The sequence below is a fragment of the Kribbella sp. NBC_00482 genome (assembly GCF_036013725.1).
Taxonomy (GTDB): domain Bacteria; phylum Actinomycetota; class Actinomycetes; order Propionibacteriales; family Kribbellaceae; genus Kribbella.
Genome location: NZ_CP107881.1, coordinates 5821859 through 5846364 on the forward strand (window position 1 = coordinate 5821859; position 24506 = coordinate 5846364).

The 24506-nt window shown below is 69.2% G+C and carries 27 protein-coding genes and 1 pseudogene; 16 read left to right on the forward strand and 12 right to left on the reverse strand.

The genetic code is table 11. The annotated features are described in order from the left end of the window. Positions 1-73: 73 nt before the first annotated feature. Both OHB24_RS28335 and thiO read right to left on the reverse strand, forming a co-directional pair. Positions 74-1015 (reverse strand): LysM peptidoglycan-binding domain-containing protein, encoded by a 942-nt coding sequence (locus OHB24_RS28335; protein WP_327633897.1) that lies wholly within the window; start codon positions 1013-1015, stop codon positions 74-76. A 168-nt stretch (positions 1016-1183) separates the two neighbouring features. Then, on the reverse strand, positions 1184-2323 hold the full coding sequence (thiO, locus tag OHB24_RS28340) for a glycine oxidase ThiO (protein WP_327633899.1): 1140 nt from the start codon (positions 2321-2323) through the stop codon (positions 1184-1186). A 42-nt stretch (positions 2324-2365) separates the two neighbouring features. On the opposite strand from thiO, the gene thiE reads away from it, so the two are divergent. Genes thiE through OHB24_RS28355 form a run of 3 tightly spaced genes read left to right on the forward strand, consistent with a single transcriptional unit; the run spans position 2366 to position 3851 of the window. Continuing rightward, positions 2366-3004 carry a thiamine phosphate synthase gene (gene thiE / locus OHB24_RS28345; RefSeq protein ID WP_327633900.1) on the forward strand — a complete coding sequence of 213 codons (639 nt, stop codon included), beginning with the start codon at positions 2366-2368 and terminating at the stop codon, positions 3002-3004. Then, complete coding sequence (locus OHB24_RS28350) at positions 3001-3429, forward strand: ribonuclease (RefSeq protein ID WP_327633901.1); 429 nt, start codon at positions 3001-3003, stop codon at positions 3427-3429. Before thiE ends, OHB24_RS28350 begins: the two co-directional genes overlap by 4 nt. Continuing rightward, on the forward strand, positions 3426-3851 hold the full coding sequence (locus OHB24_RS28355) for a barstar family protein (RefSeq protein ID WP_327633902.1): 426 nt from the start codon (positions 3426-3428) through the stop codon (positions 3849-3851). The genes OHB24_RS28350 and OHB24_RS28355 overlap by 4 nt, the downstream gene beginning before the upstream one ends. Here the strand turns inward: OHB24_RS28355 and OHB24_RS28360 are convergent. Next, the gene (locus tag OHB24_RS28360) at positions 3834-4187 is read right to left on the reverse strand and encodes a DUF4180 domain-containing protein (RefSeq protein WP_327633903.1); all 354 of its coding nucleotides are present in this window, start codon (positions 4185-4187) and stop codon (positions 3834-3836) included. The genes OHB24_RS28355 and OHB24_RS28360 overlap by 18 nt on opposite strands. 76 nt (positions 4188-4263) lie before the next feature. Here OHB24_RS28360 and OHB24_RS28365 point away from each other — a divergent pair, with 76 nt between their 5' ends. Continuing rightward, on the forward strand, positions 4264-4683 hold the full coding sequence (locus OHB24_RS28365) for a helix-turn-helix domain-containing protein (protein WP_327633904.1): 420 nt from the start codon (positions 4264-4266) through the stop codon (positions 4681-4683). On the opposite strand, the gene OHB24_RS28370 is transcribed toward OHB24_RS28365, so the two are convergent. Then, on the reverse strand, positions 4684-5754 hold the full coding sequence (locus tag OHB24_RS28370; RefSeq protein WP_327633905.1) for a polyprenyl synthetase family protein: 1071 nt from the start codon (positions 5752-5754) through the stop codon (positions 4684-4686). A 57-nt stretch (positions 5755-5811) separates the two neighbouring features. Between OHB24_RS28370 and metF the strand changes: the two genes are divergently transcribed. Continuing rightward, positions 5812-6729, forward strand: a complete 918-nt coding sequence (metF, locus tag OHB24_RS28375; protein ID WP_327633906.1) for a methylenetetrahydrofolate reductase [NAD(P)H] — start codon at positions 5812-5814, stop codon at positions 6727-6729. A gap of 4 nt (positions 6730-6733) precedes the next feature. After that, positions 6734-7264 (forward strand): SixA phosphatase family protein, encoded by a 531-nt coding sequence (locus OHB24_RS28380; RefSeq protein ID WP_327633907.1) that lies wholly within the window; start codon positions 6734-6736, stop codon positions 7262-7264. On the opposite strand, the gene OHB24_RS28385 is transcribed toward OHB24_RS28380, so the two are convergent. The 3 genes from OHB24_RS28385 to OHB24_RS28395 all read right to left on the reverse strand — a co-directional run bounded on the left by OHB24_RS28385 (position 7261) and on the right by OHB24_RS28395 (position 11475). After that, positions 7261-9486 carry a HelD family protein gene (locus OHB24_RS28385; RefSeq protein WP_442913926.1) on the reverse strand — a complete coding sequence of 742 codons (2226 nt, stop codon included), beginning with the start codon at positions 9484-9486 and terminating at the stop codon, positions 7261-7263. The two genes, OHB24_RS28380 and OHB24_RS28385, sit on opposite strands and share 4 nt — an antisense overlap. A 91-nt stretch (positions 9487-9577) precedes the next feature. Beyond that, complete coding sequence (locus OHB24_RS28390; RefSeq protein WP_327633909.1) at positions 9578-10885, reverse strand: phytoene desaturase family protein; 1308 nt, start codon at positions 10883-10885, stop codon at positions 9578-9580. After that, on the reverse strand, positions 10885-11475 hold the full coding sequence (locus OHB24_RS28395) for a DUF4126 domain-containing protein (protein ID WP_327633910.1): 591 nt from the start codon (positions 11473-11475) through the stop codon (positions 10885-10887). The genes OHB24_RS28390 and OHB24_RS28395 overlap by 1 nt, the downstream gene beginning before the upstream one ends. 161 nt (positions 11476-11636) lie before the next feature. Between OHB24_RS28395 and OHB24_RS28400 the strand changes: the two genes are divergently transcribed. Beyond that, positions 11637-13562 (forward strand): N-acetylmuramoyl-L-alanine amidase, encoded by a 1926-nt coding sequence (locus tag OHB24_RS28400; RefSeq protein WP_327633911.1) that lies wholly within the window; start codon positions 11637-11639, stop codon positions 13560-13562. Between the two features lie 10 nt (positions 13563-13572). Then, positions 13573-14307 (forward strand): nucleotidyltransferase domain-containing protein, encoded by a 735-nt coding sequence (locus OHB24_RS28405; RefSeq protein ID WP_327633912.1) that lies wholly within the window; start codon positions 13573-13575, stop codon positions 14305-14307. Between the two features lie 3 nt (positions 14308-14310). Here OHB24_RS28405 and OHB24_RS28410 read toward each other — a convergent pair whose 3' ends face one another. Next, entirely contained in the window at positions 14311-14787 is a 477-nt protein-coding gene (locus OHB24_RS28410; RefSeq protein ID WP_327633913.1) for a YbaK/EbsC family protein, read from the reverse strand. 67 nt (positions 14788-14854) lie between these two features. Then, positions 14855-15418 carry a DM13 domain-containing protein gene (locus OHB24_RS28415; protein WP_327633914.1) on the reverse strand — a complete coding sequence of 188 codons (564 nt, stop codon included), beginning with the start codon at positions 15416-15418 and terminating at the stop codon, positions 14855-14857. A gap of 342 nt (positions 15419-15760) precedes the next feature. On the opposite strand from OHB24_RS28415, the gene OHB24_RS28420 reads away from it, so the two are divergent. Genes OHB24_RS28420 through OHB24_RS28435 form a run of 4 tightly spaced genes read left to right on the forward strand, consistent with a single transcriptional unit; the run spans position 15761 to position 18320 of the window. Beyond that, entirely contained in the window at positions 15761-16291 is a 531-nt protein-coding gene (locus OHB24_RS28420) for a DUF6504 family protein (RefSeq protein ID WP_327633915.1), read from the forward strand. Further along, positions 16288-16761, forward strand: coding sequence for an SAV_6107 family HEPN domain-containing protein (locus tag OHB24_RS28425; protein WP_327633916.1), 474 nt, complete (start codon positions 16288-16290; stop codon positions 16759-16761). Before OHB24_RS28420 ends, OHB24_RS28425 begins: the two co-directional genes overlap by 4 nt. A gap of 23 nt (positions 16762-16784) precedes the next feature. Continuing rightward, a complete protein-coding gene (locus OHB24_RS28430) occupies positions 16785-17057 on the forward strand; it encodes a hypothetical protein (protein ID WP_327633917.1) in 273 nt (90 codons plus the stop codon). Positions 17058-17108: 51 nt separating this feature from the next. Beyond that, positions 17109-18320, forward strand: a complete 1212-nt coding sequence (locus OHB24_RS28435) for a DUF480 domain-containing protein (protein WP_327633918.1) — start codon at positions 17109-17111, stop codon at positions 18318-18320. 47 nt (positions 18321-18367) lie between these two features. Here the strand turns inward: OHB24_RS28435 and OHB24_RS28440 are convergent, their stop codons facing one another. Further along, complete coding sequence (locus tag OHB24_RS28440) at positions 18368-18727, reverse strand: cupin domain-containing protein (RefSeq protein ID WP_327633919.1); 360 nt, start codon at positions 18725-18727, stop codon at positions 18368-18370. A gap of 174 nt (positions 18728-18901) precedes the next feature. Between OHB24_RS28440 and OHB24_RS28445 the strand changes: the two genes are divergently transcribed. From OHB24_RS28445 to OHB24_RS28460, 4 genes and pseudogenes are all read left to right on the forward strand, one after another. Then, positions 18902-19648 carry a methyltransferase domain-containing protein gene (locus OHB24_RS28445; protein ID WP_327633920.1) on the forward strand — a complete coding sequence of 249 codons (747 nt, stop codon included), beginning with the start codon at positions 18902-18904 and terminating at the stop codon, positions 19646-19648. Positions 19649-19914: 266 nt separating this feature from the next. Further along, positions 19915-20319 (forward strand): DUF3040 domain-containing protein, encoded by a 405-nt coding sequence (locus tag OHB24_RS28450; protein ID WP_327633921.1) that lies wholly within the window; start codon positions 19915-19917, stop codon positions 20317-20319. Between the two features lie 188 nt (positions 20320-20507). Beyond that, a pseudogene (locus OHB24_RS28455) lies at positions 20508-20639 on the forward strand (GNAT family N-acetyltransferase); the annotation flags it as partial. Positions 20640-20647: 8 nt separating this feature from the next. Further along, the gene (locus OHB24_RS28460; RefSeq protein WP_327641114.1) at positions 20648-20857 is read left to right on the forward strand and encodes a GNAT family N-acetyltransferase; all 210 of its coding nucleotides are present in this window, start codon (positions 20648-20650) and stop codon (positions 20855-20857) included. Here OHB24_RS28460 and OHB24_RS28465 read toward each other — a convergent pair whose 3' ends face one another. Together OHB24_RS28465 and OHB24_RS28470 are read right to left on the reverse strand one after the other, a co-directional pair. Next, positions 20858-23221, reverse strand: a complete 2364-nt coding sequence (locus OHB24_RS28465; protein WP_327633922.1) for a transglutaminase family protein — start codon at positions 23219-23221, stop codon at positions 20858-20860. Continuing rightward, positions 23218-24504, reverse strand: a complete 1287-nt coding sequence (locus OHB24_RS28470; RefSeq protein ID WP_327633923.1) for a DUF58 domain-containing protein — start codon at positions 24502-24504, stop codon at positions 23218-23220. The genes OHB24_RS28465 and OHB24_RS28470 overlap by 4 nt, the downstream gene beginning before the upstream one ends. Between the last annotated feature and the right edge of the window lie 2 nt (positions 24505-24506).

Consider the following 24506-nt stretch of genomic DNA (forward strand, 5'->3'; position numbering starts at 1 on the left):
GCGGTGAGCCGCCTCTCCCCAAACCGTTCTGCTCAGAGAGTGTAGATAACGCCTCAGCGTCACCGGCTCAGGCTCACCGCAGGGGGTCCCACCCGCGTTCGAGCTGAGCCTTGATCCGGAGGACGTTCTTCACGTAGACCTTCGTGTCGGCGTACATGCCGTTCTTCTTCACGCCGCCCAGACCCTGGTAGTAGCCGGCCACCGCGATGTCGAGCTTGGCGGCGCCGGTGAGGCGGCTCAGCAGGACGACACCGGCGGTGACGTTGTCGCGTGGCTTCAGCAGGTCCAGCTCACGGCCGACGAGCCGGGAGGCGAACCGGCCGGTCGACGGGATCACCTGCATCGCGCCGATCGCGTTCGCCGGGGAGACGACCCGCTGCTTCCACCCGGACTCCTGCCAGCCGACCGCGAGCGCGAGCTCCGGATCGACGCCGTACCGTTTCGCGGTGCTTACGATCAGTGAGCGCATCTGGGTGCGGGTCGGCAGCTTGCGCTTCTTCAGGGTGGCCCGGTTGCGGTTGGCCGCGGCGACGATGTGGTCGGCGTACGTGCGCCCCGCGAACGTGTTGTCGGTCCGGGCCTTCTGGCGCACCTTCACCGGCACCTGCAGCGGCTTGCCGGCGTAGATGCGGTCGCCGGCCTTCAGCCCGTTCGCGGCGAGCAGGTTGGCCTGGGAGCACTTGAAGCGCTTCGCGATCCCGGAGACGGTGTCGCCGGGCTTCACGACGTACGTCACCCGGCCGAGCTTCGAGCGCGTCTTGGTCGTCGTGGTGGTCGACGACCCCTTGCCGGGGACCTTGAGGACCTCGCCGGCGTAGATCGCGTTGCCGTTGCCGCCGAGCTTGTTCAGCGCGACCAGCGTCGAGACCGTCGTGCCGTAGCGGCCGGCGATGTGGCCGAGGGTGTCGCCCTCCTTGACCTTGTACGCGCCGAAGCCGGGCGAACCGGCGGTGATCACCGCCGCGGTCAGCACCGGTACGGCCAGGCCAGTCAATATCCGTACGACGTTGCGCATCGCAACCAACTCCCCGTGTGAACGTCACTTGACCGTATGTGCTGATACGGATGTGACAACAGGGGCGGATGGGGTTGGTGTTACGCCTGTAACGCAAAGGTTACAATTCAAGGCTGAACTACATTGTTGTCGTTCACAATCTTTCCGGTTGCTGCGGGCAACGGTGAGTCAGTGCCCGAACCGGCTGGCCAGGAAGGGTTTCCCGAGGTCCGGTAGCGTTCCGGTGCGCACGGTCTCGGCCAGGATCTGCGCGGTGACCGGGGTCAGCAGGACGCCGTTGCGGTAGTGGCCGGTTGCCCACAGCAACCGATCCAGACCGGAGGGTCCGAGGATCGGCGCGTTGTCCGGCGTCGCGGGACGGAGGCCGGCGATCGACTCGATGAATTCCAGCTCGTCGATGATCGGCAGGACGGTCCGCGCGTCGCGGAGCAACGCGAACACACCCCCGGCCAGCACCCGAGTGTCGTAGCCGAGCTCGGTGGTGGTCGCCCCGATGACCAGCTCGCCACCCGGTCGCGGCACGAGGTAGACGGAGAAGCCCCGGGCAGTGGCGCGCACAGTGTGCTGCAGCGCCGGACGGTACGCCTCCGGGACCCGCAACCGCAGTACCTCACCCTTTACCGGACGCACCGGCGGACGAAGCTCCTCGGGTACGCCGTCCAGCTGCGACGACCACGGTCCCACTGCAGCGATCACATGACCTGCGTGCACCGTGTCGCCGTTCTCGAGCTGTACGCCGAGTGCCGTCGTACCGGACGTGATGACTCGGGTGACGCGCTGGCGGATGAGCTGTACGCCGGAGAGCTCAACCGCGCGGAGCAGAGTCGCCACGGCCTGCCTGTTGTCGACGGAATGATCACCTGGGACCCAGGCGCCTCCGGACACACCTGTGGCGAGCATGGGCTCGCGGCGGCGGGCGTCACGACCTGACAGCTCCTCCACCTCGAGGCCGAGGCGTCGCTGGTAGTCGGCGAGCCTGCGGAGCGCTGCTGCGTCGTCCACGTCGTACGCGACGGACAGCGTGCCGGTCTGGTGGAGGCCCGCGGGCTGTCCGGTGAGTTCCTCGAGCTCGGCGGCGAAGGTGGGCCAGGCGTTCACCGAAGCCAGGTTGAGGGCCAGCAGGTCGTCCTCGCCGTACTCCACCTCGGTGACCGGGGCAAGCATGCCAGCGGCGACGTTCGAGGTCTGGGCGCCCGGTGTGGGGTCACAAATCGTCACCTGAATACCGTCTGCGGCCAGCCGCCACGCGGTCGCCAGACCGATCAGCCCGGCACCGACCACTACTACCTCGGAGGTGTGCTCAGGCATGCCGTAAGCCTACTTCTGCGGGGACATGGCAGGCTTTGGGGTGTGACTGACCACACCGATCGTCTCGCGGATGCCCGGCTCTACCTGTGCACGGATGCGCGCGAGAAGCAGGGCGACCTCCAACAGTTCCTGGACGCCGCGCTGGCCGGCGGCGTGGACATCGTGCAGCTCCGGCAGAAGGAGATGGAGGCTGCCGACGAGCTGGCCGCGCTGGAGGTGTTCGCTGACGCATGCCGGCGGCACGGCAAGCTGCTGGCCGTCAACGACCGCGCTGACATCGCGTTCGCCGCGGGCGCCGACGTACTGCATCTGGGGCAGCGTGACCTGCCGGTGCATGCCGCTCGCGCGATCGTCGGACCTGGTCCGATCGTCGGGCGTTCGACGCACACGTTCAGCCAGGTGAACGCAGCGGTCGACGAGGTGGGCTCGGACTACTTCTGCGTCGGGCCGACCTGGGCGACGCCGACCAAGCCGGGGCGTCAGGCCGCCGGCCTGGACCTGGTGTCGTACGCGGCCGGTCGCAAGCAGTCGAAGCCGTGGTTCGCGATCGGCGGCATCGACCTGGAGCGGCTGGACGAGGTACTGGAAGCGGGGGCTTCGCGCGTGGTCGTCGTACGGGCGATCACCGAGGCGGACGACCCGGGGGAGGCGGCCGCCGAATTCAGCCGGAGGCTGCGGTGATCAACAACCCGAAGGCCGCGCGGATCGTCGCGATCGTCGTGATCGCCATGCTGGTGATCACCCTGGCGGCGTCGCTGTTCGGCTGCTCGGCCGACAAGAAGACGGCGTCCGGTGATCTCGATCCGACCAGCGGTCTCAAGTACGTCGCCGTGGCGGACCTGCCGAAGGAAGGGCAGGACACGCTGAAGCTGATCGACCAGGGCGGGCCGTACCCGTACAGCCGCGACGGTGTGGTGTTCGGCAACCTGGAGAAGATCCTGCCCAAGCACGACCGCGGCTACTACCACGAGTACACCGTGAAGACGCCGGGGGAGAAGGACCGGGGCGCCCGTCGCATCGTGACCGGCAACGCCGGCGAGCGTTATTACACGGACGACCATTACGAATCCTTCCGCCGGATCGCGGAAGACGGGGGAACTTCATGAGCTCGCTGAGCACGCTGCTGGCCGAAGGGCTGCGGCCTGGCGTCTACCGTTGGCCGTCCGCTCCGGCTGCTCCCGACGTACGCCGTGATGCTGCCGCCGCCGGGTTCGGATTCGTGCTGCTGGACACCGGCGAGATCCACGACAAGACCGGGTTCCTCGACCTGTGCGCGACCGCGTTCGACCTGCCGCGCTGGTTCGGCCGGAACTGGGACGCGCTCGCCGACTCACTGAGCGACCGGTCGACCGGCGCACCCGAGGTCGTGCTGTGGACCGGGCTGCGGCACCTGCTCGACCACGACCACGACACGGTCGACGTCGCGCTGCAGATCTTCGCCGAGGACACCACGAACTCCGGCCAGCTCCGGGTGCTCATCGTCGAGACGAAAACGCCCGACCTGCTGAGCTCACTGCCGGTGCTGTAGCTGCTCGGTCAGTTCGTCGAGGTCCGCGGCGAACAGGAGATTGCGACCGCGGTTGCTCTCCCGCACCCAGTCCGCCAGCGGCTTGCTCGCCGCGACCCGCTCCGAGATGTCGCCGACGACCGCCAGGCCCATCTGGTAGGTCACGAACTTCTGCGTGATCGCACCGGCCCGCCCACTGCTCAGCTCGAAGAACTCGTCGCCCAACTGCTCCGGCGCGAATGCGATCCACTCGGCCTGATGCGCATAGTGCGCGTCGACGATCAGCTGTACGGCGTCGCTCTCGTTCGTCAGCGCCGTGTCGCTCACGTGGACCTGCACCCCAGCCAGTAGCACCATGTACCTCAAAATACCGTAAGTGCCTGGAATCGGCTATTTATAGGGAATTCTAAGGAACGTGCCGTACGCTGAGAAGATGGCCCAGGAGCTGTATTCGGTGGAGCAGGTGGCGAACCAGCTGGGGCTGCACGTTCGGACGATCCGGAACTACGTCCGCGACGGCCGGCTGAAGGCGGTGCGGATCGGGAAGCAGTACCGGATCACCCGCGAGGACCTCGAGGAATTCACCGGTACGCCGGCTGCCGTGATCGACGTCGACCGCTCCACGCGGCACGTCGAGGCGTCCAGCATCGTCCACATCGACGCGGTCGACCGAGCCACCGCCGACCGCCTCAGCACGCACATCCACGGCGCGCTCAACCAGCCCGAGGCGGTCCACCTCAAGGCCGAGACGATCTACGACGAGGAACGAGGCGTCCTCAAGGTCATCGTCCTCGGCAACCTTCCCGCCACCGCAGACCTCCTCCGCCTCATCAACATGCTGGCGGAGCAGTAGCTAAACGACTCGCGAGGTCGCTGCGACGGCCAGGTCGGTGAGGGCTTTGCGGGCGGTGTCGTCGGCCAGGGGAGCGCGGTCGAGGGCGTCGAGGGCGTCCTCGGTGCGGTCGGTGATGAGGTCTTCGCAGGCCTGTACGGCGCGGGAGTCCTGGAGGATCTCGCGGAGCAGCTGGATCTCGTCGTCGTCGAGGTCCGGGCGCCCGAAGAGCCGGTTGAACTCGGTCAGCTGGATCTCCGACGCGTGGTCGACGGCGTACGCGATCAGGACCGTTCGCTTGCCCTCGCGCAGATCGTCCCCGGCCGGCTTGCCCGTCAGAGCGGGATCGCCGAACACGCCGAGCAGGTCGTCCCGCAACTGGAACGCCTCGCCCAGCGGCAGCCCGTACCCGGACAGCGACGAGATCAGCTGCGCATCCCCGCCACCCAACGCGGCACCGATGTGCAGCGGCCGCTCGATCGTGTACGTCGCCGACTTGTACCGCAGCACGCGCAAGGCCAGATCCATGTCCGACGTACCACTCGCCTGTGCGAGCAGATCGAGGTACTGCCCGGCCGTCACCTCGACCCGTACGGCGTCGAAGTACTGCTCTGCCCGGGCCAGCGCCGCCGCGTCGAAGCCTGACGTGTGCAGCAGTTCGTCGGCCCAGATCAGGCACAGGTCCCCGAGCAGGATCGCGGCGCCGACGCCGAACCCGACCGGATCCGCGCCGTGTCCCGACTTCGCGGCGCGTTCCCGCTGCAGCGCCTCGAACCGGCGGTGCGCGGCCGGCGCACCCCGCCGTACGTCCGAGGAATCCATCACGTCGTCGTGCACCAGCGCGCTGACGTGGAGCATCTCCAGGCTCGCCGCGGCGGTCAGGATCGGCAGCGCCGGATCGCCGCCCGCAGCCCTGAAACCCCAGTAGCAGAAGGACGGACGCAGCCGCTTGCCGCCGCTGGTCGCGTCCCGCGCGGCCTCCACCTGCTCGGCCAGCTCAGGCCCGATGGCGGTCAGCCGCTCTTCCTGCCGGTCGAGGAAGCCGCTCAGTGCCCGCTGGATCTCACCCGGGATGTCCACATCGCCATACACGTCTCGGAGCGTAGTCGGTGGGCTGACGGCAGTGGCCACCGCGGGTAACCTGGCGCCATGGCCAACGGTCTTCCTTCGACGCTTCCCGGCGGTGCGCCGACCATCCGCGACTTGCTGGCGTCCGGAGACCGGTCCTTCTCGTTCGAGTTCTTCCCACCGAAGACGCCCGAGGCGGAGGAGGTGCTGTGGCGGTCGATCCGCGAGATCGAGCAGCTGCGGCCGACCTTCGTCTCGATCACGTACGGCGCCGGCGGGACGACGCGTGACGGCACCATCCGGGTCACCGAACGGGTCGCGCAGGACACGTCGCTGACGCCGCTCGGGCACCTGACCTGCGTCTCGCACTCCCGCGACGAGCTCCGCTCCGTGATCGGCGCGTATGCCGGATCCGGGGTCCGCAACATGCTCGCGCTCCGCGGCGACCCGCCGGGCGGACCGAACCAGCCGTGGGTCGCGCACCCCGAAGGTCTCAACCACGCCGTCGAGCTGGTCGAGCTGATCCGTTCGCTGGGCGACTTCTGCGTCGGTGTCGCTGCCTTCCCGGACAAACATCCGGAAGCGACCTCGCTCGAGGCGGACGCGCAGGTGCTCGCCGCGAAGGCTCAGGCCGGCGCCGACTACGCGATCACGCAGATGTTCTTCGGCGCCGACGACTACTTCCGGCTCGTCGACCGGGCGACCGCGCTCGGCTGCGACATCCCGGTGCTGCCGGGCATCATGCCGGTCACGAACATCAAGCAGATCCAGCGGATGGCCGACCTCACCGGCATGGCGCTACCGGCCCCCGTCACCGACCGGCTGCTCGCCGTCGAGGACGACCCGGCCGCCGTCCGCGAGGTCGGCATCGAGATCGCGACCGAGTTGTGCGAACGCTTGCTGGCCGGCGGCGCGCCCGGCATCCACTTCATCACCCTGAACAGATCCACCGCAACGCGACAGGTCTTCCGCAACCTCAAGGCAGCCGTCGTATCCTGACGCAATGGCTGACCCGTCGGACCTGCTGATCGACCGCACTCTCGTCCTGCTCCGGCACGCCAAGGCGGTGCCGCCCGAAACGATGCCGGATCTGGAGCGACCACTGGCCGACCGTGGTCGCGCCGACGCGGGCGCCGCGGGACGGCATCTCGTTGCCCAAGGCATCGAAGCGGACCTGGTCCTGTGCTCGCCGTCCAAGCGCACCCGCGAGACCTGGAAGTACGTCGCCGAGGCCGGCGTCGCCGCGAAGGACGTCTGGTACGACAAGCGCATCTACAACGCCGACACCGACGGCATCCTGGACGCCATCCGCGAAACTCCGGCCGAGGCCCGCACCGTGGTCGTCGTCGGCCACGCGCCGGGCATCCCGTGGCTGGCCGACGAGCTCGCGCTCGACGGCACCAGCCCCGAGCGCGTCGAGCTCACCCAGAAGTACCCGACCACGGGCCTCGCGGTCCTACACCTCACCACCCGCTGGGCAGACCTCTCGGCCAACGACGCCGACCTCGTGTCGTACGTCGTACCTCGCGCCTAAGAAGGTAGCCAGCGGGTCGTGCTGTTGACGGTGATGAGGCGCTGGGTGGCGCGGGTGAGGACCACGTAGAGCGCCCGTACGCCGCCCAGCGTGTCGCTGACGATCCGGTCCGGTTCGACGACCACCACCGCGTCGTACTCGAGGCCCTTGGAGTCGAGCGGGCTCACCGCGACGACCCGTGGGTCGTTCAGCTCGGCGAGGACCGGGTCGACGACCGGGCGGAGCGCCGGCGGCACGATGACGCCGACGGTGCCCTCGACCAGCTGCAGCAGCTCCACGGCCGCGTCACCGGCCGCCTCGGAGACCTTGCCGGCGTCGAAGATCCGGTGCTCGGGATCCACTCCGGTACTGCGGACCGCGTTCGGCAGGTCCGCGTCCGGGATGGACTGCCGGATCACCTCACCGGCGAACGAGTAGATCTCGGCCGAGTTCCGGTAGTTGGTGGACAGCCGGAACGCGTGCCGCTGCAGGTGCGACAGCATCGAGTCCATCGCGGCCCGCGCCTCGTCCGGGTCGGGCCAGGAGCTCTGCGCCGGGTCGCCGACGATCGTCCAGCTGGCCTGCGGTCCGCGCCGCGTCACCATCCGCCACTGCATGGGGGAGAGGTCCTGTGCCTCGTCCACCAGCACGTGCGCGTACTCGTCCGGCTCCTCCGCCTCCCGTGCCGCAGCAGCCCGGGCACGACGCTCGGAGCTGGTCAGTACTTCGTTGACGCCGTCCGACAGTCCTTCGAGCCAGTCGAACTCCTCGTCGGTGTTCTCCACGATCGGAGGCCGGCCCAGGAGTGTGGTCAGCTCGTCCAGCAACGCGACGTCGGCAATGGTGAACTCGTCGGTCGTACGGATCGCGGTAGCGAGTGCGTCGACCTCAGCGGGGGTCATGTCGTTGCGGGCCCAGCGCTGGAGGCGGCGTGGGTCACCGAGCCACCGCAGTACCGCTTCTGGGGTCAGCACCGGCCACCACTGGCTGAAGAACGTGCGGAACGCCGGGGTGTCGGTGACGCGGTCGCCGAACGCCTCACGGTCGCCGAGAGGCCCGTTGCGCAGGTCCTCCGGGAAGCGCTGCCACAGCGCGGCGATCAAGCCCTTCCGTGCCTCGGCGGCGGCCCGGTTGCGGACCGTGCGACGCAGCGCGTTCCGGCGTACGTTGTCGAGTTGGTTGGCGTCCAGCTCGACGGTGGCGCCGCCGAGGAACACCCGCAGGTTCGTCGGCGCGTTCGGCACCCGGTCGCGGGCAGCACGTGACAGCACCGCACGCATCCGCAGCGAACCCTTGACGGCAGCAGCTGCGGCGCTGTCGACCGCAGTGGCCTTCACGCCGTCGACCAGCTCGCCGACCGCACGCAGCGACACCGTGTTCTCACCGAGGCTCGGCAGCACCCGCTCGATGTAGGCCATGAACGCGGCCGACGGCCCGACGACCAGTACGCCGCCACGCTCGAAGCGCCTGCGGTCGCTGTACAGCAGGTACGCCGCGCGGTGCAGGGCGACCACTGTCTTGCCGGTGCCCGGTCCGCCGCCGATGACGGTGACGCCACGGGCTGGTGCCCGGATCGCCTCGTCCTGCTCGGCCTGAATGGTGGCGACGATGTCGCGCATCGTGTGCCCACGGGCCCGCGACAGCGACGCCATCAGCGCGCCCTCGCCCATCACCGGCAGGTCCTCCGGCGCCCGCTCCGGCGCCAGCAGGTCGTCCTCGAGACCGACGATCCGCGGCCCCTTGTTCCGCAGCACGCGGCGCCGGACGACCTTCTGCCGGTCCGTCGCGGTGGCGCGGTAGAACGGCTCGGCCGCGGGCGCGCGCCAGTCGATCACCAGCGGCTCGTACTCCGCGTCACGGACGCCGATGCGCCCGACGTACAGCTTCTCGAGCCCGTCCGCGGTCGTGGCGGCCGGCTCGTCGTCGCCGTGGTCGGAGTCGAGCCGGCCGAACACCAGGCCCTCGTGCTCGGCGTCCAGCTCGGCGATCCGGCGTGCGGCGGCGAACACCAGCACATCGCGCTCGTACAGACCGGTCTGCTCCTCGTCGCGGACACGCCCGACGTTCTGCGCCTGGCCGCGTTGGTGGCCTTCGACCGCGATCCGGGACGCCGAACGCGCGGCCTCCTCGACCCGGCCGTACACCCGGTCGACATGCTGTTGCTCCGCCGCCAGCTCAGCCCGCTCCACGTTCTCATGGTCGCCATGGTTGTCGTGATCGGCCGATGTGGGGGATTGATCCACCGAGGTCCTCTCTACGGCCGGGACCCGCCCCGACTCAGAACACAGGAACAACCAATCTTAGTTGGCTTCTCCGTCCAACCACACACGGGTCTCAGGCCTTCCCGATGGCGTCTGCCACGATCGCCGCGCCGAGTGTGGTGGCGGGCACACCGGAGCCCGGGTGCGCGCCCGCTCCGACGCAGTACAGGCCCTTCACCGGTGACACGTTGGTGGCCCGGCGGCGGGCGGTCTTGTAGCCCTCCCAGGCCACGCCGGCCCACCAGGACGGCGACGTCTGCCGCGACACCACGTTCTCCCGGACAGGCAGGCCACGGGCGACCAAGAGGTCCAGTACGTCGTCAGTGGGGTAGCCGTGCACCAGCACGGACCAGGCCTGGTGCCCAGCGGGTGCTGTACCACCTGTGCGGACGACTACGGTCGGCGTCCCGTGCAGCACGGTCTCGAACGGCAGCTGCGGCACCGGGTCCTTCAGACCGAGATGTACGACGTACGCCGCCTGAGCCTGGTGTGTGGACAGGATCCGCTTGCGGGTCTTCTTGGCGACCGGGTCGTCGACGAAGGACTCGTAGAGGATCCGTGGGTCGACGTCGCTCACGACGATGTCTGCGCGCAGTTCCTCACCGTCAGCGAGCCGTACGCCGGTCACTGCACCACCTGAGGTCGAGACGGCGACCACCTCGGCGCTGGTGCGCACAGTGATCTTCCGCTCGCTGGCCCGCTGCACCAGGGCGTCGGCCAGTGCGCCGAAACCACCTGCGATCGTCCAGCGGCCGAAGGTGCGCTCGAGGTAGGACCAGACGCCGACGTACCCCGGAGTGAGGCGGGCGTCCGATCCGCCTTGGGCTGCGAAGTGCCGTAGTACTGCACGGGAGCGGTCGTCGGTCAGCCCGCGTTGCGAGACCTTCTCCAGCGACTGCCACGGCTTGAGGGCCCGGATGGTCTTGATGGGCAGCTTGTCCTCGAGCGGTGGCTCCAGTGAGGTCTTGCGGAGGATCTGCCACGTGTCGCCGTACGCGTCGACCAGTGCGGTCCACTGCGCGGCCACAGGTGCACCTGCCAGGTCGGTCCACGCTTCTTCTTGCGCACCGCGGTCGCTGACGGGCAGGTCGAGTATGGAGCCGTCAGCGAACATGTGGCGACGTGGCTCGGACACCGGGTCCAGCTGCACCAGACTCTCGATCGGACGGCCGCTCTTGCGGAACAGGTCGCGCAGCGCGGCCGGCAGCGTCGTACTGGCGGCTCCGGCGTCCCAGGTGAACCCGTCCGCCTCCACGCGGCCGAGCGCGCCACCCAGGTGCTCGTTGCGTTCGCAGATGGTCACCTGGTGGCCGAGCTTGGCCAGCCGCACAGCACTCGCGAGACCGGCCAAACCGGCCCCGACGACAATCACGTTCGCCACTACTCTTCCTTACGTTTCTCGCGCCACGCCTTGAACCTGGCATACCCGCGCCGGATGAACCTGAACGCGAAGTACACCGCGATCAGTCCGAGGATCAGCAGCACTCCGGCAATGATGAGCGCGATCTCCGGGTGGAACGCGGCCAGCGACATCACGCCGGCGACCGCGATGTCCTCACCGGACGACGCGGCGATGTTGGTGACCGGCTCGGGGGAGGTGTTGATCGCGAGCCGCAGACTCGACTTCACCGCGTGCGACAGCAGCGCCACCAGACCGCCGGTGGTCGCGATCAGGGCCTGCTGCAGCGTGCTCGCCTGACCGGACATCAGTGCGGCCAGGACCGCGCCGATCACCGGCCGGACGACGGTCGAGATCGCGTCCCACGCAGAGTCGACGTACGGGATCTTGTCGGCGACGAACTCGACCGCGAACAGCGCGCCCGCGATGATCAGGACCGGGGTCGTGGTCAAAGAGTGCGGTACGTCGTCGGCGCCCGCGAACCGGCCGAGCAGACCGAGAATCAGCACGCAGGCATAGGCGTTCACACCACTGGCCCAGCCTGTCGTGACTGCCAACGGCAGCGCTTCCATCGTGCTACTCCGTTACCCTCGGCACCGGCATGATTTCGTCAGTATCGAACTCGACGACGTGAGTTTTGGTTAACCGTTGACATCCGCGTCGCCTCGACCCACAGTGACTAGGCTGCCAGTCTGTGTGACCGGCACCCGCCCTACGGGTTCAGGAGAACATCATGCTGCGTCGTCCGAAGATTCTCGCCGCACTGGCTGCGGTAGCGTTGCCGGTCGCCTTGACCGGCGTGTCGTTGGGAGGTCCACCAGCCGAGGCCTCGTCCCCGGCACCCGCGCCGTCCGCCGTTGCCGCATCCGCCTACAGCGCGGCCGCCGCGCAGTACGGCGTACCCGAGTCCGTCCTGCTGGCCGTCTCGTACGCCGAGTCCCGCTGGGACGATCACGCCGGTGCGCCGAGCACGTCCGGCGGCTACGGCCCGATGCACCTCACCGCACTGGGTGCGTCCGAGGTGGCGGAGCTGTCCGGGAAGCAGAAGATCGCCAAACCCGACGACTCGTACCGCACGCTCTACGAGGCCTCCAAGCTGACCGGGCTGGACCCGGTCGCGCTGCGCAACGACGTGACCGCCAACATCAGCGGCGGCGCCGCGGTGCTGGCGTCGTACCAGAAGTCGCTCGGCCTGCCGGTCGGCGCGAACACCTCCGCGGCCGAGTGGTACGGCGCAGTCGCGTCGTACGCCGAGGCACAGGACAAGGTCGGTGCCGGCGGGTTCGCCGACGACGTGTACTCGATCCTGGCCAAGGGCGCGGCCCGTACGACGAACACGGGCCAGCAGGTCGTGATGCCGGCGCTCGCCGTGACGCCGGACAAGTCGCAGCTCGGCAAGCTGTCGCTGCCGGCCGGTGTGCAGCCGTCCAAATCCAACGTGGAATGCCCGCCGTCGCTCGGCTGCGAGTGGCTGCCCGCGCCGTACTCCGAGTTCGGTGACGGCGACTACGGCAACCACGACCTCGCCAACCGGCCGAAGACCGGCAAGATCGACTACATCGTCATCCACGACACCGAGGGCACCTGGCAGGGCGTGCTGAACCTGGTGCAGGACCCGACGTACGTGAGCTGGCAGTACACGATGCGCTCGTCGGACGGTCACGTCTGGCAGCACGTGAAGGCCAAGGACGTCGCCTGGCACGCCGGCAACTGGTACGTGAACATGCACAGCATCGGCATCGAGCACGAGGGCTTCGCGGCCCAGGGCGCGACCTGGTACACCGAGTCGCTGTACCGCAACTCGGCCAAGCTGGTGCGCTACCTGGCCGTCAAGAACAACATCCCGCTCGACCGCGCGCACATCATCGGCCACGACCAGGTGCCGGGCACGATCCCGTCCACGGTCCGCGGCATGCACTGGGACCCGGGACCGTACTGGGACTGGGAGCACTACATGGACCTGATGGGCGCGCCGATCTGGGGCAAGTCCGTGCTGCCGGTACGCACCGGGTCGATCGTCACGATCAAGCCGGGCTTCGCGAACAACGTCCAGGTCATCAACAGCTGCGACACACCTGGTACGCCGTGCAAGCCGCAGGGCACCAACTTCGTCTACCTGCGTCAGGCGCCGGACGACAACGCCCCGCTGGTCAAGGACCTCGGTCTGCACCCGGACGGGTCGAACGGCACCACTGAGGTCTCCGACATGGGCTCCCGGGTTGCGGCTGGTTCGCAGTACGTCGTGGCCGAGCGTCAGGGCGACTGGGTGGCTGTCTGGTACCTGGGTGCGAAGGGCTGGTTCAAGAGCCCGGCGTCCGCTCCCGACGCGTTCGCCAAGCCGGGTCTGGTCGTGAAGCCGAAGGCCGGTCTCACGTCGGTGCCGGTGTACGGGCGTGCGTACCCGGAGCAGTCGGCGTACCCGGCCGGGATTCCCTACCAGACGGTGACGCCGCTGCAGTACTCGATCGGTGCGGGGCAGGCCTACCCGGTGGGTGACCTGAACATCGAGACCGACTACTACCGGGCGGTGACGTTCGCCGGGGAGCCGCCGACGGACCACGTCCAGGTGCTCGGGAAGGACAAGTACTACCAGATCTGGTTCGGCCACCGGATGGCCTACGTACGGGCCGCCGACGTGGACGTCCGACCTGCCGTCTAGTCTGTCTGCCGTGATCGACGAAGCCGTCCAGCCTTTGCTGGACGGCTTTGTCACGTCTGTACGGCAAGTCGCGTCCGTAGAGGCGGTCTGGCTGCACGGCTCACTGGCACTAGGGGACTACCAGTTGGGGCGCAGCGATCTGGACGTGGTCGCGGTCGTCTCCGCACCGCCTTCGCCTGCTGTGGCCGACCTGCATCGGGAGCTGATCCGCTCGGACCCGTTGGCCGCCAAGCTGCACTGCTCCTACATGCTGACGTCTCAGCTGGCCGATCCCTCGGTACGGCACCCGACGTTCGCGCAAGGCCAGTACTTCGACCGCCCGGTGACACCGGTGACCCGCCGAGAGCTTGCCATCGGCAATCGAACGCTCTACGGCCCCGCCCCGGACCAGTTGCTGCCGGCGACCACCGACGAGGAACTGTTCGCGTTCATCCGCCGCGACCTGCGGGAGTTCTGGCTGCCGGTCGCCCGGAAGCGAGTGCCCTGGTACCACGACATCTGGGTCGACCTCAGCCTGCTCACGATCGCCCGCGCGCACGTCACGCTGGCCACCGGCGACCTGATCACCAAGCGCGCAGCCTTCGACGTCCTGCCCCGCCTCGGGGCGCCCGCGGACGTCGTCGAGGACATCAGGCGCCGCCGCTACGGTCCCGAGTTCCGCACCGGTCCCTGGTGGCGGCACACCCGCGCCGGGCTGACCCGGCGCTTCGTGCGGACCGCGATTCCCGCCGTACTGAATCGATAGTGCTCAGTTGACGGTGATGGCTGTGCCCTCGGTCAGCTCGAGGAGTTCGGCGTACGTCGTCGGGAACACCGAGTGCGGGATGCCCGCGGCGGCCCAGATCACCGGGTACTGCTCGAGCGCGGTGTCGACGTACGTCGGGACGCGGCCCGGGTGCCCGACCGGGGCGACGCCGCCGATCGACTGACCGGTGTGCTCCTTGACGAACTCCGGCGTGGCCCGCTTCAGCTTCGCGATCCCGAGCTCGGCCGCGACCTTGGCGGTATCCACCCGGTGCGCGCCCGAGGTGAGGATCAGCACGGGGGCGCTGTCGCCGTTGAAGATCAGGCTGTTCGCGATCGCACCGACCTCGCAACCGAGCTCCGCCGCCGCGGCCGCCGCGGTCGGCACCGCCTCGTCCAGGATCACGATCTCGCCGGTGGCACCGGCCGCCGCCAGGGCGTCGGCCACCTTCTGCACATTGGGATGACTGCTCACGCACATGAGCTTATGCGGCCCTCCCGCCACCTCCATGCCCGACCTCTCGACCGGGGACAGGCAATGGTGTTGCCTAGGTGAGGGTGGCGGCGCCGAAGGAAACGTTGAAACGGTCGCACCAGATGGCGACGCTGCGGAAGCTGTCCAGCTTCAGGTCGTGGGGGACGGCGTAGTTCTGGTTGCCGTGGTTGCCTTTGAGGCTGCCCAGACTGCGGTACTTGCCGTCGTCGAAGACATGCCAGCCCGCTCGGCCAGTGACCACCTTCGCGTCGCTGAGCCAGACCTTCAGATCAGGGCCGTCCGAGGTGTCGAGGTTCTCGATCCGGAGGATGCGGCTGCCGTCGGGGAGGGCGAGCACCGCGACCGTGCCGGACGTCCGGTGTTCGTGCGTGATCAGCTTCCCGGTCAGGAGAACCTTCGGGTGCTGCGTCGTTGGCCGCGTCGGCTGTTCCGGCGCGACGGAAACTGTCGGTGGCGTCGTCGACGATGAAGTCGTGGAGATCGGAACAGCGCCGGGCAACGCCTCGTCGACGACCCTGTCGGTGACGAGCCGCCACGGCTGGAACAGCGGCAGCGCGACCGCTGCCACCACGACGGCGACCGCCGTCGCGGCGATTCCGGCTGTCCGTTTCTGCACCGTTCGTCCTTCCGTTGCTGGACTTCCAGTCTGGCGGCCGGACCGGCCGTCGGGCGGCGCGCCGCGATTACGGGCCGTTGACGATTGTCGGCGGACGGCGCTACGCTTCCATTGTTCGAACAGATGTTCGATTGCCTCGATCCCGGTTTCGTCGGGAGGCCGGACCGAGGCGAGCCGGACAGCTGAACGGCTCCGGTGCGGAGTTGCGGCCGCATCGGAATCCGGTGGTCCCGGCGGGCCGGGCACCGGGGTGGTCCTCGACCCCCACCCCGTGCCCACCCGCCGGGCCGCCGGCTCGGGGCCCGGCCCTCGACGCAGAGCCAGATCTGAAGCAGGCCGGGTATGAACAGGAGGCGATGGAGCATGTGGGAGTTCGACGACGCCGTCGAGGTGCACTCGGTGTTCGTGGACGGTGTGCAGACCCCCGACCAGTTCCTCTGGCGCGGCCGGCTCTGGCGGGTCCGCACGATCAGGTCCCAGTGGACCGAGACCGCCGTCTGGTGGGAGCGCGGCGTCATCGGCACCGGCGAGACCTACGACTCGCGCATCCACGCCGATTCGCTGGCGCGGATCGATGCGGCGACCGTCGCCGAGGCCTGCTCGGCGGCCCGCACGACCTCTCGTCCTACCCGGACGCACACAGCCGGCGTGGCAGCGGCGGCCAACCCCCGTTCACGCCCCGCTGCCACGCTCCCCGCACCGGACGACAGGACCCCGGCCGCGGTCGGAGTGCTGGACGCCGACTGGGGACCGGAGCGGACCGTCTTCCGTGTCGAAGCCGGCTGCGGAAGGTACGGACGGCAGGAGATGTTCGATCTCGCCAACGACCCGGACTCGGGCCGTTGGCAACTGGAGAGGGTGACCGACCGATGACTGTTTCACCGGTATCGCCGGCCGCGGCCGGCGCGGCCAGCCGAGAGCTGTCCCGTGCTCGCGCGGCCCTGGCCGAGGCAACAGAGACCAGCGACCACCTGATCCGCTACTCGAGCGCCCACGTCGCGGCGCTCCGGGTCGCGGCCGCGGTGCTCGCCGTCCGCGCCCGTCCGGTCCGCTCGAGCAGCCGCCGCCGGATCCAGCGCAACGCCTGGGTGCTGCTCGCCGAGGTCGCGCCGGAGTTCGGCGAATGGGCCACGTTCTTCGCCGCCGGCGCCGCCCAGCGCGCCGCCGCGGAGGCAGGCCTGCAGCGCGCCGTCAGCACCCGCGAAGCGGACGACCTGGTGCGCGCCGTCGACACGTTCTACACCCAGGTGGAAGCCAGCCTGCGGCTCTCCACGACCCCGGTGCTCACCGCGACCACCGACCCCCAGTCCGTCCTCACCCAACCCTGGATGCAAGCCAGCTAGATCGTCCCGAGGAGATCCCGACCGTGAGTGAAACCGCGCGAGGCCTGGGCAAGGACCTGTGTGGTCGCGTCCATGCCCTCACCGGCACCGAGTGCTACCTGCCGGATACGCACTACCCGCGACCTCATCAGGCCTTGTCCGGTGACTCCTGGCACGACGGCCTGTGCACGCAGTGCGCCGGTTCCGGCATCCAGTACGAGACTCAGTCCGGCATCCGATCCGACTTCCTGTGCCCCACCTGCAACGGCACCGCTTTCGAACCGCTGACCCTCCCTGACACCTACCAACCCGGCTGAGTCACCGAAAGGTGTTCAAAGGTTGGCCGAACAGCGTCTAAGGTCGGCGGGGTGAGCGGACTTCCGGTGTTGGACGTCGAGGAGCAGCGGGTTCTCGGGAGCTTGCTGGAGAAGCAGAGCACGGTGCCGGCGTCGTACCCGTTGACGGCGAACGCGTTGCGGACGGCCTGTAACCAGACCAGCAACCGGGATCCGGTCGTCGACTACGACCAGGGGACCGTGGAGCGGACCGCGCGGGTGCTGCGTGATCGGGAGTTGCTGCGGATCGTCTGGGCCGACGTCGGCCGGCGGACCTTGAAGTACCACCAGATCCTCGACGAGAAGCTCGAGCTCCAGGAGGACGAGCGGGCGCTCATCACGGTGTTGCTGCTGCGCGGCGCCCAGGCACCGGGTGAGCTGCGGACGCGGACCGAGCGGCTGTACAAGTTCGAGGACCGGAGCGACGTCGAAGCGTGCTTGCAACGGATGGCCGCCCGCCCCGAACCGCTGGTGCGCGAGCTGGAACGTCGCGTCGGGCAGCACGATCGCCGCTGGATTCACCTCCTCGGCCCCGTGTCCGAGGCGGAGGCGGCCGCCGTCGTCGAGAGCGTCGACCGGGACACGGTCATCGCCGACGGCGCGGACGAGCGTGATGCCCGGGTGCGTTCGGCGTACGACGTTGTTGCGACGACGTACGCGGACGAGTTGCTGGACGAGCTCGACGCCTTGCCGTTCGAACGCTGGCTGCTCGACCGGGTGATTGCCCACGCCAACGGTCGCCCGGTCGTGGATGTCGGCTCGGGCCCGGGGCACGTCACTGCGTACCTCGCCGACCGCGACGCGGATGCCACCGGTGTCGACCTGTCGCCGGAGATGGTGGCCGAGGCTCGCCGGCGGTTCCCGCACCTGACCTTCGAGGTCGGCGACCTGCGCCGCCTCGGCCGTCCGCCGACGAGCTCCGGCTGGGCGGCGGTCCTCGGCTGGTACTCGCTCATCCACCTGGCCGCGTCCGAGCTGCCCGAAGCGATCTCCGCGCTGACGCGGCCGCTCGACCCGGGCGGTTGGCTGGTGCTCGCGCTGCATGCCGGCGAGGAGATCAGCCACGTCGACGAGTTGCTCGGTCACGAGGTCAACCTCGACTACGTCCTGCACGACCCGGCGTACATCGTGAGCGTTGTCGAGGCAGCCGGCCTCACCGACACCGAGTGGTACCTGCGCGGCCCGATCGCGGCCCGCGGCGAAACCACCCGCCGCCTGTACGTCATCGGCCGCAGCCGGTCCTGAGGCAGCAGCTCCCTCCGATTGCTGCCTCAGCTGGACCGGCCGGTGTGTCAGGCCTTGGCGTATGTCTCCGCTGCGAGCGACTCGAACTCCAGGCCGACCGCCGGATCGTTGCCGACGACCCACGCGTCGTGACCTGGTTCGATGACGTACGCGATCCCCGGCAACAGGTTCGCCTTGCTGCCGTCGTCGTGGACGACCTCCATCTCGCCCGACAACAGGGTTCCGACGTGGCGGACCTGGCACGAGTCGCCGCCGATGACCGGACGGATGCACTCGGACCAGCGCCAGCCGGGCTGGAAGGTGATCCGGGCGACACTCGCACCCGGCAGTTTGACGACGTTGACGCTCGTCTTGTCCGGTGAGCGTTGCTCGTCCGGCTCGTCGAAGGACTTGCTGAAGATGGCCATGATCCCTCCCTGGTGATCGGCTCTCCCCTTGAGTCCGAGGGTCGTCCTCCTGCGCGTCCGGCGATAGAGCCCGGGACTTATGGACTGCTTACGACGGTCGGCGGGATGGACGGGGCCAGGTGGAAGTAGGGTGTGGCGCGGTGGGGTGGTGATGGGGGACCGGCTGGAGGGTTGATGGTGGATCGGCGGCGGCGCAGCGTGCGGACGGCGTTGGTGGGAGAGGCGCTGCGGGTCGCGTTGGCGGCACGCGAGCAGACCGATCCCGCCGCTGGACTGGACATCGTCGACCTGGGCGGCGGTACCGGCGGGTTCGCGGTTCCGCTGGCGGTCGAGGGCCATCGGGTGACGGTGGTCGACCCGAGCCCGGACGCGCTGGCCTCGCTGGAGCGCCGCGCCCGGGACGAAGGCGTGAGCGAACTGATCCGCGGCGTACAGGGTGACGCGGCCGAGCTCCCCGGGCTGGCGGGGGAGTCGAGTGCGGACGCCGTCCTGTGCCATGGGGTGCTCGAGGTCGTCGACGACCCGATCCAGGCGCTGCAGGCGATGGCGTCGGTGCTGCGGGAAGGCGGCGTGCTGAGTCTGCTGGTTGCCCAGCGCAACGCGGTCGTGCTGGCCCGGGCCTTGGCCGGTCATCTCGCCGAGGCGCGGATCGCGCTGCAGGATCCGGACGGGCGCTGGGGCGCGACCGATCCGATGCCGCGGCGGTTCGACGAGGCCGGGATCACCGGGCAACTGGTGGACGCCGGGTTCAAGGTAGAAACCGTGCACGGGGTCCGGACCTTCTCCGATCTGGTGCCCTCCGCGTTTGTCGACTCCGAGCCGGGAGCCGCCGACTCGCTGGCTGAGCTCGAGCGCGCGGCCAGCCGGCATCCGGCCTTCCGGGCACTGGCGACACAGCTGCACATCCTCGCGACCCGCTGAGCCGCCAGCTGCGCCATCAGCTGCGCCGCTAGCTGGGGCTTCGCGACGGAGGGTGACGAGTAGGCTACCTCCGGCACGGTTGGCGGGTGGTTGATGTCAACCGGCTGTGAGCGACACGCCGACGGACACAGGTTTGGGACCGCCCTGGCGGGGGCAGTTGCCGGACCGTGACGCGCTGGACAGCCGGTCAGGGTTTCGTGTGACGCGGGCGCGGCCTAGACTGGAGGCGGCCTATCGAGATCGCGCTCATCATGGAGGGATCGACGGTGCCCCTCTCGGAAGAAGAGCAGCGCCAGTTCGAGCAGCTCGAACGTGCCCTTGCTGCGGAAGACCCGAAGTTCGTTTCCGCCATGCGTGGGACCAATGTGCGCTTGTACTACAAGCGCCGGGCAGTGCTTGCCGGCGTTGGATTCGTGCTGGGCATCGTGGTGCTGATGACCGGTGCGATCATCCCCAACACCATCATCGGGGTCATCGGCTTCGTGATGATGGTGGCTTGCCTGTACATCGCGGCGCTGAGCATGAAGCGGATCAGCAACGCGGGAGAGTCCGACGACATCCCGCCGCCGCCTCCGCCGACCAAACGGCACCGGACGAAACACGACTCGTCCGGCAGCTTCATGGAGCGCATGGAAGACCGCTGGCGTCGCCGCCGCGACGAGGACCTCTGACCGCCCCGCCGACTCTGACCTAGAACCACACCCGTGCCCTGGTGGAACGAGTGTGGTTCTTTTGCGCGACCGGCCCGTGAGCGTGGCACTGTTCACCCATGCTGACCATCGGACGCCTGCAGCCTGCTGACCGCGACGCCTGGCAAACCCTGTTCGCCGGCTACAACGAGTTCTACGGCCGCACCACGATGCCGGACGGGTTCTTCGATCACGCGTGGGCCAGGTTCCAGCGCGACGATGAGATCCACGCGCTCGGGGCCCGCCTGGACGGAAAGCTGGTCGGGATCGTGCACTTCCTGACGCACGCGAGTACGACGGCGCCCGACTCGTGCTATCTGCAAGACCTCTTCACGGCCCCGGAGGCCCGCGGGCGTGGTGTGGCGCGAGCGCTCTCATCGAGGCTGTCACCGACTGGGCCCGTGAGCATCAGTGCGCGCGCGTCTACTGGTCGACGCACGAGTCCAACGCCACGGCCCGCCGGCTCTACGACCAGGTGGCCGAGAACCGAGGATTCATCCTCTATCAGATCCAGCTGTAGCTAGTTGGTGTGGGCCCGCTTCGGGAGGATCGCGGAGCGGAGACGGGCCAGGAGCAGGTCGAACTCGTCGAGGAGATCGGACGCCTCGGTGGTACCTCGGCTGAGGTACCAGCGCCAGGACGGCGGCAGCAACCGCGCCCGCCAGCGGCGACGAGCCCGAGCCCGCGACCAGAGTGCTTGCTGTACGGCGGTTGCGTCGTCGCGAACGTCCAACTCGGAATCCGCGTCCCCGGCGTACCGCAGTGCCTCGATGCCGCGGGCCACCCGGCGCGCGGCCGGGTGGGTGTCCTCGGGCAGCTGGGACTCCAGCCACTGGCCGGCCTGCCTCGGCGTCGCGACGTCGGACCAGTCGAGGCCCAGATCCCGCGACGTGTCGCGGATCTCCGCCCACAACCCTTCGGCTCCGGCACGTCCCGGCGGTCGCAGGAAACGCCGTCGCCGGGTCAGCGCGCGGACCAGCCAGGGAATGCACAGGAGCAGGATGACGCCGAGCCCGCCGGCGATCGCCTTGGCGCCGCCGTTGGTGAACCAGTTGCCGGAGTCAACGATCGCGGTCCCGCTGTCGTTCGGCAGGTTCGGGTCGTTCTTCGGCTTCTCGATCCCCGGCGTCTCCTTGTCGCCCGGCGTCGACGGCAGGTTGGTCGGCGCGGACGTCGGGCTGGTCGGGTTCTCGGTCGAGGCGACCGTCCAGTTCGGCGTGGCCGCGACCCGGGCGGACGGCGTCGGCTCGAACCGGACCCAGCCGATGCCCTGGAAGTACAGCTCCGGCCAGGCGTGCATGTCGTGCATCTTGACCGTGTACTCGCCGTCCTTGCCGGCCGTGCCGGGCAGGAAGCCGATGCCGACCCGGGACGGGATCCCGATGATCCGCGCCATCAGCGCCATCCCGGTGGCGAACTGCTCGCAGTACCCTTCCTTGTTGGTCAGCAGGAAGTCCTCGAGTGCGGTCATCCCGCTGCCCTTGGCGTTCTGCGTGCTGTAGGTGAAGCCGCCGCCGCTGCGGAACCAGTTCTGGATCAGCACCGCCGCCTCGAACTTGTTGTCCTTGGCCGCGGCGGTGATCTCGGCCGTCTTCGCCTTGATGGACGCCGGCGTCTTCTGCGGCACGACCATCGTGTACTGGTCCGGGGCGCCGGTGGTGATCGCGTCGTGCAGTTGGTCCGGCGTCGGCTGCAGGTCGTACGACGTCAGCTTGTACTTCTTGCCGCCCACGATCGACCCGTTCGACGAGACCACGTCCAGCGTGCCGGCGTCGTACCGCCAGTCACGCTTCAGCGAGATCGTGTGCAGCGGGTACGGGACCGGGACGAACTGGGAGCGGAACGTCCGGGTGACGTCGATCTCCATCGAGGACTGCTGGACCTTCGTCAGGTCACCGGTGTAGCCCGGCGGCGGAGTCAGGTCGCCGCCGTTCAGCTTGTGCCCGGCGGAGCGCGGCGCGATCCGCCAGGTGTTGCCGTCGAACAGGTCGAGCGCGGTCAGCCGCAGGTACGTCCCGCCGGTCGGGCCGCCCTTGTAGGTGAGTGCGACGGCGTTCTCGCCGCGTTTGAGGTTCTTGCCCATGTCCAGCATCGGGTCGGTCGACGAGATGCTCGCCCCGACCCCGCTGCCGGTTCCGCCGCCGGCCAGGCCGTTGCCGATGACCCCTTCCGGCAGCGTTGGCAGCAACGCGGGCAGCAGCGCGGCGATCGCGACCACGGTCAGCCCGATCCGCCGGCCGGCCTGACCGAGCGCCGACGCCTCGACGGGCTCGGCGGCGTCGAGGTGCGAGACGCCCGAGATCCGGCGGCCCCAGCGGCTGAGCCGGCTGCGGCCTTCCGCGGACAGCAGCACGATGTAGCCGATCGCCGGCGGGACGAACAGCAGCCACGGCAGCCCGCCGTGCACGGTCGCGGCCGGCACCGTGTACATGATCAGCAGCAGCAATCCGGACCACGCGGCCTGCCGGAGCTGTACGGCGATGATGTGGATCAGGAACCCGGTCGCCGAGATCACGGACACCGCGAACAGGGTGAGGTGCGAGTCCTGGGGCAGCGGTGCGCTGAACCGGTTGATCGAGTCCATCGCGTCGACCAGCTGCGAGTTGAACTCGATCGCGGTCGCCTTCCACGGCAGCAGCCCGAACTTCATCGTGCTGTGCAGGAAGAACAGCGACAGCAGCTCGATCAGCACGAACAGCTGGACGATCGGTACGACGATCCGCGGAGTCCGCAGGTTCTGCAACAGGACGCCGACACCGGTCACCAGCGCGCACAGGAACGCGCTGATGAACAGGAACGGCCCGGAGAACACCGGCGTGAGCACGAGCGACCCGAGCACGGTCGCACCCCAAGCAGCAATAGAAATCCGCGCGTGACCGGTCATGCGATCCTTCCGCTCCTCAGTCCGAGGCCGGACCAAACGGTCGGTAGGTGGTCGCCGCGGCGGACTCTGGCTACTCGCCAGCCGTTCCGGCGCAGCTCGTTCTCGGTGGCGTCCGTGGCGGCGGCCAGGCGGGCCGCCTTCTCGGTCGCCTCGGCGCCGACTGCCCAGCTGGCGGCGTCCAGGACCAGTGCGACCCCGGTCGCCTGGCTGGTCCGCCATCGGTTCAGGGCGGTGACGTCCTCGGTCCCGCACGCGCCGAGGATCGCGATCACGAGGCTCGGCTCCTGCGCGTGCCGGTCGACGGTCAGCAGCGGGCCGAGGTCGGCGTACTTGTGTTCCTCGACGGTCGCGCACTCGGTCAGCAGTTGCTGCTGCGTGAGCGGCTGGTGCACCGCCGTGGAGGTCCGGTGGGTGATGGCTGCCAGCGTGGTCGGCCCGCCGAGCATCGTGGTGACGTAGCCGCGCCGCATCCGGTCGATGCCGACCGAGGCGGCCGCGCTGACCGCCCACTCCAGGCTCGACGACGGACCGTGCCCGTGGTGCGAGATCGTCCGCGCGTCCAGGAACAGGGAGCACCGGCTCTGCCAGGGCTGCTCCTCGCGGCGGACCATCAGCTCACCGCGCCGCGCGGTCGACCGCCAGTGCACCCGGCGCAGGTCGTCGCCGTCGCGGTACTCGCGGACGGTCGCGTCCTCCTCGCCGGCGGCCGCGATCGCCCGCGGCCGGTTCTCGCCCGACCCGGCGCGGTCAGCGCCCAGCCGGATCTCAGGAAGCTTGTAGACCCGCGGAGTGACCAGCAGGTGCTGGCTCCGCGTGAACGTACGGCTCGTCTCCACCAGGCCGAACGGGTCGGCCACCGTCAGCATCAACGGCCCGACCTGGAACAGTCCGCGTACGTCGGACTTGACCGGGTAGGTGACCGTACGACGCCAGTTCGGGCTCACCCGGTCGACGACGAACCGCGGCCGATGACCTAGTACATAAGGAATGCGGTCCTCGAGCAGCAGCAGCCCCGCGGGCATCCGGCCCTGGTTGCTCAGCGTCAGCTCAACGGTCGCCTGCGTCCCGACCGGCACCTGGTCCGGCGCGAGACTGCGCCGTACCTGGAGCCGCAGCCGGGTCCGGCCGACGACCAGGGCGGCCACGACCGGCAGCGCGGCCAGGAGGATGCCGACGCGCAGCAGGTCCTTCTGGCCGAGCAGCAGCGCGCAGAGTGAAGCAGTGATACCGGCCGCGACGAACGCCCGCCCTCTGGTGGTCAGTCCGCGCAGTGCCTGCCGCATGT

What these genes read in the sequence shown, in the direction of transcription:
- metF (WP_327633906.1), top strand. Translation starts at nt 5,812, where the DNA reads ATGGCCAACGGTCTTCCTTCGACGCTTCCCGGCGGTGCGCCGACCATC.
- OHB24_RS28365 (WP_327633904.1), top strand. Translation starts at nt 4,264, where the DNA reads ATGGCCCAGGAGCTGTATTCGGTGGAGCAGGTGGCGAACCAGCTGGGG.
- OHB24_RS28445 (WP_327633920.1), top strand. Translation starts at nt 18,902, where the DNA reads ATGGTGGATCGGCGGCGGCGCAGCGTGCGGACGGCGTTGGTGGGAGAG.
- OHB24_RS28395 (WP_327633910.1), bottom strand. Translation starts at nt 11,475, where the DNA reads ATGGAAGCGCTGCCGTTGGCAGTCACGACAGGCTGGGCCAGTGGTGTG.
- OHB24_RS28380 (WP_327633907.1), top strand. Translation starts at nt 6,734, where the DNA reads ATGGCTGACCCGTCGGACCTGCTGATCGACCGCACTCTCGTCCTGCTC.
- OHB24_RS28440 (WP_327633919.1), bottom strand. Translation starts at nt 18,727, where the DNA reads ATGGCCATCTTCAGCAAGTCCTTCGACGAGCCGGACGAGCAACGCTCA.
- OHB24_RS28360 (WP_327633903.1), bottom strand. Translation starts at nt 4,187, where the DNA reads ATGGTGCTACTGGCTGGGGTGCAGGTCCACGTGAGCGACACGGCGCTG.
- OHB24_RS28410 (WP_327633913.1), bottom strand. Translation starts at nt 14,787, where the DNA reads ATGTGCGTGAGCAGTCATCCCAATGTGCAGAAGGTGGCCGACGCCCTG.
- OHB24_RS28400 (WP_327633911.1), top strand. Translation starts at nt 11,637, where the DNA reads ATGCTGCGTCGTCCGAAGATTCTCGCCGCACTGGCTGCGGTAGCGTTG.
- OHB24_RS28470 (WP_327633923.1), bottom strand. Translation starts at nt 24,504, where the DNA reads ATGCGGCAGGCACTGCGCGGACTGACCACCAGAGGGCGGGCGTTCGTC.
- OHB24_RS28465 (WP_327633922.1), bottom strand. Translation starts at nt 23,221, where the DNA reads ATGACCGGTCACGCGCGGATTTCTATTGCTGCTTGGGGTGCGACCGTG.
- thiO (WP_327633899.1), bottom strand. Translation starts at nt 2,323, where the DNA reads ATGCCTGAGCACACCTCCGAGGTAGTAGTGGTCGGTGCCGGGCTGATC.
- OHB24_RS28425 (WP_327633916.1), top strand. Translation starts at nt 16,288, where the DNA reads ATGACTGTTTCACCGGTATCGCCGGCCGCGGCCGGCGCGGCCAGCCGA.
- OHB24_RS28420 (WP_327633915.1), top strand. Translation starts at nt 15,761, where the DNA reads ATGAACAGGAGGCGATGGAGCATGTGGGAGTTCGACGACGCCGTCGAG.
- OHB24_RS28355 (WP_327633902.1), top strand. Translation starts at nt 3,426, where the DNA reads ATGAGCTCGCTGAGCACGCTGCTGGCCGAAGGGCTGCGGCCTGGCGTC.
- OHB24_RS28335 (WP_327633897.1), bottom strand. Translation starts at nt 1,015, where the DNA reads ATGCGCAACGTCGTACGGATATTGACTGGCCTGGCCGTACCGGTGCTG.